Genomic DNA, 12,301 nt, shown 5'->3' on the forward strand with positions numbered 1-12,301 from the left:
ACTGCCCCCAAGGGCCGTTAAAAACCGCCTGCGGCTCTCCACCACGTTCCCCCCAACAGGTTCAACAGTCACCTGCTGTTCCCCGAAGGGCGGATCATGGTTCACGCCGTCCCAGGCCCGGCCACCGCTCCGCTCAGCGCGTGGCGGTCCGTCCGTCGGCCTGACCGCGGTGTGCGCCCCGTCGTTCCAGATGGGTGACGACCTGTGCGTGGAAGCGGTCGACGGCCTCGTCCACGCTGCGGATGAAGCCGGTTTCGGCGGAGCCGCGGCCCGTGCCCATGCTCTTGAAGAGCGAGAGGCGGAAGCCGGTGATTTCCGCGCCGTCCTTCGGCAGGATGTCGGCCGGTTCGGGACGCAGCCTTTCGAGGGTGCCCCGTGGACCGGATCCCGGCCCCGAGACCAGTGTTTCGACGTGCAGGTCTGCCGGGGCCGCCGCCAGTTGGCGGATCAGTCGTTTGGCCCGGGTGAGGGGATAGCCCTGTTCGTCCGACGGCAACTCGATCGACGTGCGCAGCTTGCCCGTGCGGAGGTCCGCGGTGATGGCGAGGATTCCCGGGGTGTCCTCCATGCGGAGTTCGGCGTGCAGTCGCCCCTCCAGGCAGAGCCGGTCGGCCATCTCGGCACGGCGGGTACGCGGGTCCGTGCCGCGCTTGGCGCGCTGGACGGGCAACACCTTCTGGCCCAGCTCACCTCCCAGACGCAGGCAGACCTGCCTGATCAGCCGTTCCCAGCTCTCGGTGACCTCAGTGGCCCGCGAGTCGCCCTGGCACAGGGTCTCGCTGTCGATTCCGTTGCGCACCGGCACCCATGCCGCGCCCATGTTCTGGAACCCGTGACACCCCGAGTTCTCGTGCTGGAGGTAGTGCAGCAGCTCCTGCAGAAGCCATGCGTGCGCGGCGTTGCCCACGCCTTCGTGCCGGATCAGCATCTGTGCCTGGTGGGCGACTTCGGCCCAGGAGAGGTGCCAGAGGGCCACCTTGTGCCTGCGCCGGCCGTCGATCTTGATGTCGACCAGTGGACTGCCCTCGAGGGCGACATCGTTGGAGAGCGTGATCACGGCCTCGTAGCCACGTCGCGCGGCGATGTCGGCGTACGCCTGGACCTGCTCGGACTTGAGCGGGTTGCCGTTCGTCTTCGTCTCGATCAGCGCCGTCCACAGCTTGCCGGCGCGTTCGACGCGGACCACGCCGTCGGGACGCCTCGGGGAGTCACCGTGTGGCAGCGACACCTCGGTGAACGTTTCCATGCGTCCGGCCGGTGCTCCGAAAGCGGCGGTGAGGCGACGGCCGAACTCGGGCACCTGCGCCATCACCGAGAGTAGTACCGAGGTGGCACGCGTCTCCCGTTCCCGGTCGCTCTTGAGCGCTGTGGCGGGGAAGAGCCGTGCGGTCCTCCAGGATTCGTTCTCGGCGAGGGATTTCTTGGTGTCCCTGGTCTTCGGGAGTGTGACCTTCTTCTTCGCGGTGCGCGGGCGTGAGGACCGTTGGGGCGCCGACGCGTCCTGCGTGGCCGTCCCAGGAGACCTGGGCGGGGGTACGGGCAGCGGGACCGGTGGAACGGCCGCCGGGACGGGGGCGTCCGCCACGGTCCCGTCCGGCTCCGTCCGGTCCGGCTCGGTCCGCTGCTCGGCGGGGTCCTGCCCGGCGTCCTCCTCGGCGTCGTCGTCGATGTCGACCCCGAAGTCGGTGGCCAGGCCCACCAGGCCGGACTGGTACCCCTGACCCACCGCCCGGAACTTCCATTCCCCGGACCGTCGGTAGAGTTCGCCGAAGATGATGGCGCTGACCACGCCCGGGTCCTCGATGCTGAACCGGACCAGCCTTTCTCCCGCCGCGTCGACGAGTGTCAGGCACAGGTCGTCGAGCTCGCCGAAGTGTGAGCCGTCGTACCTGCTCGCCGCCACGACGATCCGCTGTACCTCGGGGGGTACGGCGTCCAGGTCGAAGCTGATCCGGTCCTCGCTCCCGTCAGGGGTGGGGGTTTTGCCGAGGAGCTGCACGCTTCCGTCGTCGGCGACCGGGTGGTTGTAGAAGTAGAAGTCGGCGTCACTGCGCACTTTCCCGGTGGGGTCCAGCAGGAGTACGGAGACGTCCGCGTCACCCTCGCCCGTGCTGCTGCTCCAGCTCAGGCTCATCGTCAGGGAGCCGGCGTCCTCACTGAGCGCCGACAGGCCGACATTGGAGCCTTTGACCATCGTGTGCATACGTCCCCCCGATGCACAGCCGCGCTTGAACGCACCCGGCAGCCGGCGGCAAGACAGTGTGCGGTGCGTCACACATGAGCCGTTTCCGGAACCCTAGCGTCCAGGTCGGGCTCCTCGCCGGGAACTGCCAGAACTCGGTTCGGAACACCACCGCCGCCCCTTCTTCCTCCGGCCGAGGGGTGAGGGAGAAGGCGGCCTTTCGGTTCCCTCGGAAGTGAACTCGGCCTGAATCGGGTGGGGTTGGTGAGACCCCTGTCACCATCACACGCACATCAGGCGGCGCACGGCCCGTACGCCGGTACGTCCGTTCGCCGACCCCCCATGCACGTGTGAGAGGTACGAAGAAGATGAAGATGATCCGCGCCAGGCGGTACGGCGGTCGCATGCTGGCCGTGGCGGTCGTGGCCTGCGGGATGACGGTGGCCGGGGCGCTTCCCGCGTCCGCCGCCGACCAGCCGACGAAGCGGGAGCTCATGGCGGACTGTGCCTCGGGCCTGGGCAAGTGCACGTTCAACGAGCCGAAGCTCGGGGAGGCGTACCTCGGCGCGTTCCGGCAGGTCTCCGACTCGTTGTACAACTGCTCCAGCTCGGACGCCACGCAGAGCATGACGTGGGACGACACCGTCGGCTCCACCGACTCGCTCGGGGTCTCCGTCACCGCGGGCGGCAAGATCGCGGGCATGGTGGACCTGAGTGTGACGGCGACTTACAGCCACAGTTGGTCGAGCACCCACTCGGAGAGCAGCTCCCTGAACATGACGGTCAAGCCCGGTGAGGTGGGCTGGATCTCCCGGGCGCAGGTCATGCAGAAGGTCTCCGGCACCTGGCAGACCCACTACGACAGCCCCAAGTGGGGGCACTATTACTGGTTCGTCCCGGACACCATCACCGGTCCCGCCAAGAACGGCACGGACGGCAGGAGCAACGCGGTGGTCGTGAAGACCCGCAAGATGACCGACGCGGAGAAGCGGTCGTGCTCCGCCGACGCGGACCACCAGGGCAGGGCGTTCGTGCAGCAGCGCTGACCGGGCGGCGGCCCCCGGGGCCGGCGCCCGGTCCAAGGTGCGCCGGCCCCCGGGGCGCGGTCGGACCCGCCCCCCCGGGGCGCGGTAGGACCCGCCCCCGGGAACCGGGCGCCCCCGCGCCGGGGTCACCCCTCCGGGTACCTCCGGGGCGTCCAGGCCACCGTGTCGCCGGCGCCCCTCCGTACGGCCTGTGTCTGGGAGGAGCCGATGAGGAGCAGGGTGCGCATGTCGACCTCCGCCGGGTCCAGGTCCACGAGCGGGAGGACGCGTACGGACTCCTCGGGGCCGCCCACGTCCCGGGCGACGACGACCGGGGTGTCCGGGGCGCGGTGTTCCAGGAGGAGTTCGCGGGCCTTGGCGACCTGCCAGGTGCGGCTGGCGGAGCCCGGGTTGTAGAGGGCGAGGACCAGGTCGGCGGCGGACGCGGCGCGGAGGCGCTCCGCGATGACCTCCCACGGCTTGAGGCGGTCCGACAGGGAGATGGTCGCGTAGTCGTGGCCCAGCGGGGCGCCCGCCTTCGCGGCGGCGGCGTTCGCGGCGGTCACACCGGGCAGGACGCGGACCGGGACGTCCAGGTACGGGTCCTGCGAGGCGACCTCCAGGACCGCCGTGGCCATGGCGAACACGCCCGGGTCGCCGCCGGACACGACCGCCACGCGGCGCCCGCGCCGGGCCAGGTCCAGGGCGAACTCGGCCCGCTCGGACTCGACCTTGTTGTCGGAGCCGTGCCGCTCCTGCCCGGGGCGCGCCGGGACGCGGTCCAGGTAGGTGGTGTAGCCGACCAGGTCGGTCGCCGAGGCGAGCGCGCCGCGCGTCTCGGGCGTCAGCCACAGCGGGCCGGCCGGTCCGGTGCCGACGACCAGGACCTCGCCCTGTTCGGGCACGGCCGGGCCGGAGTCGACGCGCGACGGGAGCACCGCCACGGAGAAGTACGGGACCGACTCGGGGTCGACGTCCGCGAGGGCGCCGGTCCGTTCACCGGCCATCGTGGCCCGCTCCACGTAGTGGGCGTCCTGAAGACGGCCGGCCCGCTCCAGGGCGCGCCGTACCGTCGGGAAGGTGCGGCCCAGCTTCATCACGACCGCCGAGTCGGTGGCGGCCAGACGGGCGGTCAGCTCCTCCTCCGGCAGCGTGCCGGGGATGATCGTCAGGATCTCCTCCGCCTCGCACAGGGGCTTGCCCAGGCGGGCCGCCGACGCGCTCACCGACGTGACGCCGGGGATGACCTCCGTGTCGTACCGGTGCGCCAGCCGCTTGTGCATGTGCTGGTAGGAGCCGTAGAAGAGCGGGTCGCCCTCGGCGAGGACGGCGACCGTGCGGCCCGCGTCCAGGTGGGCGGCGAGCCGCGCGGACGCCTCCTCGTAGAAGTCGTTCAGCGCGCCCCGGTAGCCGCCCGGGTGGTCCGTCGTCTCGACGGTCAGCGGGTACATCAGGCGCTCTTCGACGTGGTCTTCGCGGATGTGCTCGGCCGCGATCGAGCGCGCGATCGAGCGGCCGTGGCGCGCCGAGTGGTACGCGATCACGTCGGCGGCGGCGATGGCCTTCACCGCCGCCACCGTCATCAGGTTCGGGTCGCCGGGGCCGAGGCCCACGCCGTACAGCTTGCCGCTCATGCCTGGATCTCCGCCTCGTGGGCGATCGCGTTGATCGCCGCCGCCGCCATGGCGCTGCCGCCCCGCCGCCCGCGCACCACCAGGTGCTCCAGGCCGGGGAACGCCGCCAGGGCGTCCTTGGACTCGGCCGCGCCGATGAACCCGACCGGTATGCCGATCACGGCCGCCGGGCGCGGGGCGCCCGCCTCGATCATCTCCAGGAGGCGGAACAGCGCGGTCGGGGCGTTGCCGACCGCGACGACCGCCCCTTCGAGGCGGTCGCGCCACAGCTCCAGCGCGGCGGCGCTGCGGGTGGTGCCGAGCTCGGCGGCGAGCGCCGGAACGGACGGGTCGGAGAGGGTGCAGATCACGTCGTTGTCGGCGGGCAGCCGCTTGCGCGTGACACCGCTGGCGACCATCTGCGCGTCGCACAGGATCGGCGCGCCGGCGCGCAGCGCCTCGCGGGCGCGGGCCACCACGTCCGGCGTGTACGCCAGGTCGCGGACGAGGTCGACCATGCCGCAGGCGTGGATCATCCGCACGGCGACCTGGCCGACGTCGGCCGGCAGGTCCGCGAGATCCGCCTCGGCGCGGATCGTGGCAAAGGACTGGCGGTAGATCTCCGCCCCGTCCTTCTCGTAGTCGAACACTCTGCTCTCGCTCATCTCGTCGGTCCTTGTACGGTCATCTGGTACGCGCCTTCGCCGGTCGCCACCATGTCGGTCCACGTGCCGTGCGGGTGGCCGCAGCGGCGGGCGCACCCCGACCAGTGGACGGGCAGCGCACCCTCGCGGGGCCGTGCGTCGGCCCGTACGTCGGACAGGGACTTGGTGCAGCCGGGGCGTCCGGTGCAGGCGGTGACGCCGATCCAGGGGGAGTCGGTACGGGTGAGGAACCCGGCCTCACCGAGGGTGCCCAGCCGTTCCTCGGCCGTGGCCCGGTCGGTGAAGCCGGGCAGCACGAAGCCGCGCCACGGGGTGACGCGTACCTCCTCGGCGGGCAGCAGGGCCCGGAACTGGGCCGAGGTCACCCGGCCGAGGCGGGCGAGGACGCAGACCGCGCCGTCGCCGGTCACCCCGGGCGCGGGCGGTCCGCTCGTCGCGCACACGAAGTCCGGTACGGGCTGTGCCGCGATGCCGGCCGCCCGCAGGTGTCCCGTCACGTCCACGTCCTGCCCCGGCGGCAGCTCCCGTATCCGCCAGGCGCCCGTGCCCGCCGCGCGGGCGGCGGCGAGGAACGCCCCGGCCGCCGTGAGCGCGGCGCGGGGCGCGTCGGCGGCGGCCACGCGGTACGTCCGCTCCGCGATCCGCAGCAGCGGCCCGTCCGGGGCTGCGAGCAACGTCACATCGGGGGACAGGGCCGCCACATCGCCCCGTCCGTCGTCCACGGCGAAGAGGAAGCGGCCGGACAGTTCGGTCGTCCACTCCTCGGCGCACAGGAGCTCGTCCAGGCGCGCGGCCCAGGCCTGCACGTCGGGTCCGGCGAGCGGTGAGACCACCATGTTCCGTACGCGTTCGTGCCGTTCGGAGGGGAGGAGGCCCGCATCCCGCAGTAGGTCCGCCAGTCCGAGCCCGCAGCCTTCGCCGAGTCCCCGCAGTTCGAGGTTGCCGCGCGAGGTGAGGGAGAGGTGCCCGTCGCCCAGCCGGTCCGACGCGTCGGCGAGCAACCGAACTTGACGGGGAGTCAGCACTCCGGTGGGGAGGCGGAGGCGGGCCAGGGCGCCGTCGTCGGCCTGGTGCAGCCGCAGCGCACCCGGGCAGGCGTCACCGCGGTCCCGTATGTGAGCTTCGCCCCGGTCCTGGGGCTTTGGTGAGCTGGGCGGCATGGCGGCGAGCATACGCGCAGCCTCTACTATGCAGACGGCACAGGGTCCCAGGGCCCTAGGGAGGAAGCCCGGTGAGATTCCGGCGCGGTCCCGCCACTGTGAGCCGAACCCGAAAGGTCCGGTAAGTCAGGAACTCCCGCCGTCCTACGAACACCCGGGGCGCGGACACCCCGAGGAAGGCCTGCGCACGCCATGATCCTGTTGCTGTCGCACTCCGACACGGACCTGCTGAGCGCCCGTGCGGCCGGCGGGCCCGTCGAGTACCGCTTCGCCAACCCCGCCCGGCTCCCCCTGGACGACCTGGACGCCCTGCTCGACGGCGCCGACCTCGTCGTCGTACGCCTCCTCGGCGGCATCCGCGCCTGGGAGGAGGGCCTGTACACGCTCCGCGAGACCGGTAAGCCGCTCGTCGTCCTCACCGGCGAACAGGCGCCCGACGCCCAGCTGATGGAGACCTCCACCGTCCCGATCGGCATCGCGGCCGAGGCGCACGCCTACCTGGCCCACGGCGGACCGGGCAACCTGGAACAACTCGCCCGTTTCCTCTCCGACACCGTCCTGCTCACCGGCCACGGTTTCGAACCCCCGGCCGCCGCCCCCACCTGGGGCCCGCTGGAGCGGACCGCGCAGAACACCACGGGCCCCACGGTCGCCGTGCTGTACTACCGCGCCCACCACATGAGCGGGAACACCGCCTTCATCCACACCCTCTGCGACGCCATCGAGGACGCCGGAGGCCAGGCCCTCCCCCTGTACGTGGCATCGCTCCGCGCCCCCGAGCCGGAGCTCGTCGAGAACCTGCGGATGGCCGACGCCGTCATCACCACCGTCCTCGCCGCCGGCGGCACCAAGCCCGCCGAGGCCCAGGCGGGCGGTGACGAGGAGGCCTGGGACGCGGGCGCGCTCGCCGCCCTCGACGTCCCCATCCTCCAGGCGCTGTGCCTGACCGGCTCACGCTCCGCCTGGGAGGAGAACGACGAGGGGCTGTCCCCGCTGGACGCCGCCAGCCAGGTCGCCGTCCCCGAGTTCGACGGCCGGCTCATCACCGTGCCGTTCTCCTTCAAGGAGATCGACGCCGACGGCCTGCCCGCGTACGTCGCCGACACCGAGCGCGCCGCCCGCGTCGCCGGGATCGCCGTACGCCACGCCCGGCTGCGTCACATCCCGAACGCCGACAAGCGCCTGGCGCTGGTCCTCTCCGCGTACCCCACCAAGCACTCCCGCATCGGCAACGCCGTCGGCCTCGACACCCCCGCCTCGGCCGTCGCCCTGCTGCGGCGGCTGCGTGAGGAGGGCTACGACTTCGGCACCGAGGAGGTGCCGGGCCTCGCGTCCGGTGACGGCGACGAGCTGATCTACGCCCTCATCGAGGCGGGCGGCCACGACCAGGACTGGCTCACCGAGGAGCAGCTCGCCCGCAACCCGGTCCGCATCCCGGCCGCCGACTACAAGCGCTGGTACTCCGCCCTGCCGCAGGAGCTGCGCGACCAGGTCGAGGAACACTGGGGCCCGCCGCCCGGCGAGATGTTCCTGGACCGCTCGCGCAACCCGGAGGGCGACATCGTCCTCGCCGCCCTGCGCCGCGGGAACCTCCTCATCCTCATCCAGCCGCCGCGCGGCTTCGGTGAGAACCCGATCGCGATCTACCACGACCCCGACCTGCCGCCCTCGCACCACTACCTGGCCGCCTACCGCTGGATCGCGGCCCGGGCGGAGGACGGCGGTTTCGGCGCCGACGCCATGGTCCACCTGGGCAAGCACGGCAACCTGGAGTGGCTGCCCGGCAAGAACGCCGGCCTGTCCGCCGCCTGCGGCCCCGACGCCGCCCTCGGCGACATCCCGCTGGTCTACCCGTTCCTGGTGAACGACCCGGGCGAGGGCACCCAGGCCAAGCGGCGCGTCCACGCCACGCTCGTCGACCACCTGGTGCCGCCGATGGCCCGTGCCGAGTCGTACGGCGACATCACCCGCCTGGAGCAGCTGCTCGACGAGTACGCGCAGATCTCCTCCATGGACCCGTCCAAGCTGCCCGCCATCCGCGCCCAGATCTGGACGCTGATCCAGGCCGCCAAGCTCGACCACGACCTGGGCCTGGAGGACCGCCCCGACGACGACGGGTTCGACGACTTCCTGCTCCACGTCGACGGCTGGCTCTGCGAGGTCAAGGACGCCCAGATCCGCGACGGCCTGCACGTCCTGGGCGGCGCCCCCACCGGCCCCGAGCGGGTCAACCTGGTGCTGTCGATCCTCCGCGCCCGGCAGATCTGGGGCGGTACGCAGTCCCTGCCCGGCCTCCGCGAGGCCCTGGGCCTGGACGAGTCCGCCGCCACCCGCACCACCGCCGACGAGGCGGAGGCCAAGGCCCGCGCCCTGGTCGAGGCCATGGAGGCCGCCGACTGGAACCCGGCCGCCGTCGCCACCGTCGCGGAGGGCCACGACCGGGCCGTCGCCGACATCCTCGACTTCGCCGCCCGCCAGGTCGTCCCGCGCCTCGCCGCCACCACCGACGAGCTGGACCACGCCGTCCACGCCCTGAACGGCGGCTTCGTCCCCGCCGGGCCGTCCGGCTCGCCGCTGCGCGGCCTGGTCAACGTCCTGCCGACCGGCCGGAACTTCTACTCCGTCGACCCCAAGGCCGTCCCCTCCCGTCTCGCCTGGGAGACCGGCCAGGCCCTCGCCGACTCCCTCCTGGAGCGGTACCGCACCGACAACGGCGAATGGCCCACCTCCGTCGGCCTGTCCCTGTGGGGTACGAGCGCGATGCGCACCGCCGGCGACGACGTCGCCGAGGCGCTCGCCCTCCTCGGCATCCGGCCCGTCTGGGACGACGCCTCGCGCCGCGTCACCGGCCTGGAGCCCATCCCGCTCGCCGAGCTGGGCCGCCCGCGCATCGATGTGACGCTGCGCATCTCCGGCTTCTTCCGCGACGCGTTCCCGCACACCATCGGGCTCCTCGACGACGCGGTCCGCCTCGCCGCCTCGCTCGACGAGCCGGCCGCCGACAACTTCGTCCGCGCCCACGCGCAGGCCGACCTCGCCGAGCACGGTGACGAGCGCCGCGCCACCACCCGCATCTTCGGCTCCCGGCCGGGGACGTACGGCGCGGGCATCCTGCAGCTGATCGACTCGCGCGACTGGCGCACCGACGCCGACCTCGCCGAGGTGTACACGGTGTGGGGCGGTTACGCGTACGGGCGCGGGCTGGAGGGCTGCCCGGCGCGGGACGAGATGGAGACGGCGTACAAGCGCATCGCGGTGGCGGCGAAGAACACCGACACCCGCGAGCACGACATCGCCGACTCGGACGACTACTTCCAGTACCACGGCGGCATGGTCGCCACCGTGCGCGCGCTCAAGGGCACGGCGCCCGAGGCGTACATCGGTGACTCGACCCGCCCCGAGACGGTCCGCACCCGCACCCTCGTCGAGGAGACCTCCCGGGTCTTCCGCGCCCGTGTGGTCAACCCGCGCTGGATCGAAGCGATGCGCCGCCACGGCTACAAGGGCGCGTTCGAGCTGGCCGCGACCGTCGACTACCTCTTCGGGTACGACGCCACGACCGGCGTCGTCGCCGACTGGATGTACGACAAGCTGACCGAGACGTACGTCCTGGACCCGGAGAACAAGGCGTTCCTCCAGGAGGCCAACCCGTGGGCCCTGCACGGCATCGCCGAGCGGCTGCTGGAGGCCGAGTCGCGCGGCATGTGGGAGAAGCCCGACCCGCGGGTGCTGGAGGCGCTGCGGCAGGTGTACCTGGAGACCGAGGGCGACCTGGAGGACAAGTGACCATCACGGTGGGCGGCGAGGACAAGGAACTGTCCGCGCTCCTCGACAAGGAGCTGACGGCCTTCAACCAGGCCGCCACGGGCGCCGCCGACGAGGCCGAGCTGTCGGTCCGCGCCACCGGCGAGGACGGCGGGATCATCGGCGGCCTGACCGGCTGGACGTGGGGCGGCCTCGGCGGTGTCAGCATGCTGTGGGTCCGCGACGACCAGCGCGGGACCGGGCTCGGTACGAAGCTGATGCGCGCGGCGGAGGACGAGGCGCGGCGGCGCGGCTGCGACCGGATGATCGTGTCGTCGTTCTCGTTCCAGGCGCCGCCGTTCTACCGGCGCCTGGGGTACGTCGAGACCGGCCGCTCCGAGGGCATCCCCGGCGGGAACGTGGACGTCCACTTCCACAAGCCGCTGGGCTCCCCGGACGCCCCGGCCTTCCAGCTTGCCGTGCTGCTGGACTATCCGGCCGACGCGGTGGAGGAGGCCACGGCGTACGAGGAGAGGGCGCTCGCCCTCCTCCCGCGCCACGGCGGGCGGCTGGAGCGGCGGCTGCGGACGGCCGACGGGCTGTCGGAGGTCCACCTGGTGAGGTTCCCGTCCGAGGACGCCTACCGTGCCTACCTGGCGGACCCGCGGCGTACGCCGGACGGGCGCATCACCGCGCGGGTGCTGGAGGTCACCGAGGTGTACGCCTGAGCGGACCGAGGCAGACTCGGCCGTATGTCATCCGTGATCGCTGTGACCGGGGCGAGCGGCCGTGTCGGCGGCCGTGTCGCCCGCCGCCTCGCCGACCGGGGCCTGAAGACCCGGCTGCTCGGCCGTGACCCGGCCAGGCTGCCGGACCTGCCGGGTGCGGTGAAGGCCCCGCCCGCGCCGTACGGGGACGGCGAGGCGATGCGCCGTGCCCTGGACGGCGCCGACTCGCTGTTCCTGGTGTCCGCGCACGAGAGCCCCGACCGGATCCAGGAGCACCGCGCGGCGGTCGACGCGGCGCTCGCCGCGGGTGTGGGACGGATCGTGTACCTGTCGTTCCTGGGCGCCGCGCCGCAGGCGACGTTCACCTTCGCCCGCGACCACTGGCACACCGAGCGGTACATCGAGGCGCGGGACGTACCGCACACGTTCCTGCGGGACAGCTGGTACCTCGGCGGTTTCGCGGCGATGACCGGCGAGGACGGGGTCATCCGGGGCCCCGCGGGGGACGGCCGTGTCGCGGCGGTCGCCCACGAGGACATCGCGGACGTGGCGTCGGCCGTGCTGATCGGCGACGGTGAGCACGACGGTGTGACCTACGACGTCACCGGCGAGGAGGCGCTCACCCTCGCGGAGGTGGCGGAGGAACTGTCGCGCGCGGCCGGCCGCGCGGTCACCTACGTGCCGGAGACCCGTGCCGAGGCCTACGCCTCCCGCGAGGGGTACGGCGCCGAGCACTGGGAGGTCACCGGCTGGGTGACCTCCTACGAGGCGATCGCGGCGGGGGAGATGAGCACGGTCGCCGACACGGTCCGCCGCCTGGCCGGCCACGCCCCGATGACGCTGCGCGAGTACCTCGCGGCCCACCCTCGCTCCTACGCCCACCTGCTGTGACGGCCTCAGTCCTCACCGCGGACGATGTTCCCCTCGCCCGGGGCGCCTTCGGTCTCCCCGTCGGCAACGGCCGACTGGTACGTGCGGATACGGCCACGGAGTTCGCGGCTCATCGCGATGGGCCGCTCAAGTGCCGTCGTGTCCCGGCCGTTCGGCCGGTCGCTTCTGGTGGGGACCGGTTGCGTGTTCATACAGTACGGGTACCCGTCGAACGGGGATGAAACGGACAGTCCTGGGGAGGTCTCGGTCAGTGGGGGTCTCGCTACATCCTTCGATGTAGCCGCAGGTCGTCA

At 72.5% G+C, this 12,301-nt stretch carries 9 protein-coding genes and 1 riboswitch; of the genes, 4 read left to right on the top strand and 5 right to left on the bottom strand.

Annotated features, from left to right (window positions below):
- Positions 1-133: 133 nt before the first annotated feature.
- Entirely contained in the window at positions 134-2,203 is a 2,070-nt protein-coding gene (locus ACZ6C1_RS15050; RefSeq protein ID WP_469241026.1) for a TerD family protein, read from the bottom strand.
- Positions 2,204-2,556: 353 nt separating this feature from the next.
- On the opposite strand from ACZ6C1_RS15050, the gene ACZ6C1_RS15055 reads away from it, so the two are divergent.
- Entirely contained in the window at positions 2,557-3,228 is a 672-nt protein-coding gene (locus ACZ6C1_RS15055) for a hypothetical protein (protein WP_469241028.1), read from the top strand.
- Positions 3,229-3,353: 125 nt separating this feature from the next.
- On the opposite strand, the gene ACZ6C1_RS15060 is transcribed toward ACZ6C1_RS15055, so the two are convergent.
- The 3 genes from ACZ6C1_RS15060 to ACZ6C1_RS15070 are packed head-to-tail and all read right to left on the bottom strand — an operon-like array spanning position 3,354 to position 6,645.
- The gene (locus tag ACZ6C1_RS15060) at positions 3,354-4,841 is read right to left on the bottom strand and encodes a precorrin-2 C(20)-methyltransferase (RefSeq protein ID WP_469241029.1); all 1,488 of its coding nucleotides are present in this window, start codon (positions 4,839-4,841) and stop codon (positions 3,354-3,356) included.
- Positions 4,838-5,485 carry a precorrin-8X methylmutase gene (locus ACZ6C1_RS15065; RefSeq protein ID WP_469241031.1) on the bottom strand — a complete coding sequence of 216 codons (648 nt, stop codon included), beginning with the start codon at positions 5,483-5,485 and terminating at the stop codon, positions 4,838-4,840. The genes ACZ6C1_RS15060 and ACZ6C1_RS15065 overlap by 4 nt, the downstream gene beginning before the upstream one ends.
- On the bottom strand, positions 5,482-6,645 hold the full coding sequence (locus tag ACZ6C1_RS15070; RefSeq protein ID WP_469241034.1) for a cobalamin biosynthesis protein CobG: 1,164 nt from the start codon (positions 6,643-6,645) through the stop codon (positions 5,482-5,484). Before ACZ6C1_RS15070 ends, ACZ6C1_RS15065 begins: the two co-directional genes overlap by 4 nt.
- 23 nt (positions 6,646-6,668) lie before the next feature.
- Positions 6,669-6,801, top strand: a riboswitch (cobalamin riboswitch).
- Positions 6,802-6,837: 36 nt separating this feature from the next.
- Here ACZ6C1_RS15070 and cobN point away from each other — a divergent pair.
- The 3 genes from cobN to ACZ6C1_RS15085 are packed head-to-tail and all read left to right on the top strand — an operon-like array spanning position 6,838 to position 12,008.
- Positions 6,838-10,431, top strand: a complete 3,594-nt coding sequence (gene cobN, locus ACZ6C1_RS15075; protein ID WP_469241036.1) for a cobaltochelatase subunit CobN — start codon at positions 6,838-6,840, stop codon at positions 10,429-10,431.
- A complete protein-coding gene (locus ACZ6C1_RS15080; RefSeq protein ID WP_469241038.1) occupies positions 10,428-11,117 on the top strand; it encodes a GNAT family N-acetyltransferase in 690 nt (229 codons plus the stop codon). The genes cobN and ACZ6C1_RS15080 overlap by 4 nt, the downstream gene beginning before the upstream one ends.
- A gap of 24 nt (positions 11,118-11,141) precedes the next feature.
- Entirely contained in the window at positions 11,142-12,008 is an 867-nt protein-coding gene (locus ACZ6C1_RS15085) for an SDR family oxidoreductase (RefSeq protein WP_469241040.1), read from the top strand.
- A 5-nt stretch (positions 12,009-12,013) separates the two neighbouring features.
- Here the strand turns inward: ACZ6C1_RS15085 and ACZ6C1_RS15090 are convergent, their stop codons facing one another.
- Positions 12,014-12,199 (bottom strand): hypothetical protein, encoded by a 186-nt coding sequence (locus ACZ6C1_RS15090; protein ID WP_469241042.1) that lies wholly within the window; start codon positions 12,197-12,199, stop codon positions 12,014-12,016.
- Positions 12,200-12,301: the final 102 nt, after the last annotated feature.

It is taken from the genome of Streptomyces sp. NPDC041796, from assembly GCF_055590785.1.

Coding starts and splice junctions, on each gene's coding strand:
- ACZ6C1_RS15050 (WP_469241026.1), bottom strand. CDS start 2,203: ATGCACACGATGGTCAAAGGCTCCAATGTCGGCCTGTCGGCGCTCAGT.
- ACZ6C1_RS15055 (WP_469241028.1), top strand. CDS start 2,557: ATGATCCGCGCCAGGCGGTACGGCGGTCGCATGCTGGCCGTGGCGGTC.
- ACZ6C1_RS15060 (WP_469241029.1), bottom strand. CDS start 4,841: ATGAGCGGCAAGCTGTACGGCGTGGGCCTCGGCCCCGGCGACCCGAAC.
- ACZ6C1_RS15065 (WP_469241031.1), bottom strand. CDS start 5,485: ATGAGCGAGAGCAGAGTGTTCGACTACGAGAAGGACGGGGCGGAGATC.
- ACZ6C1_RS15070 (WP_469241034.1), bottom strand. CDS start 6,645: ATGCCGCCCAGCTCACCAAAGCCCCAGGACCGGGGCGAAGCTCACATA.
- cobN (WP_469241036.1), top strand. CDS start 6,838: ATGATCCTGTTGCTGTCGCACTCCGACACGGACCTGCTGAGCGCCCGT.
- ACZ6C1_RS15085 (WP_469241040.1), top strand. CDS start 11,142: ATGTCATCCGTGATCGCTGTGACCGGGGCGAGCGGCCGTGTCGGCGGC.
- ACZ6C1_RS15090 (WP_469241042.1), bottom strand. CDS start 12,199: ATGAACACGCAACCGGTCCCCACCAGAAGCGACCGGCCGAACGGCCGG.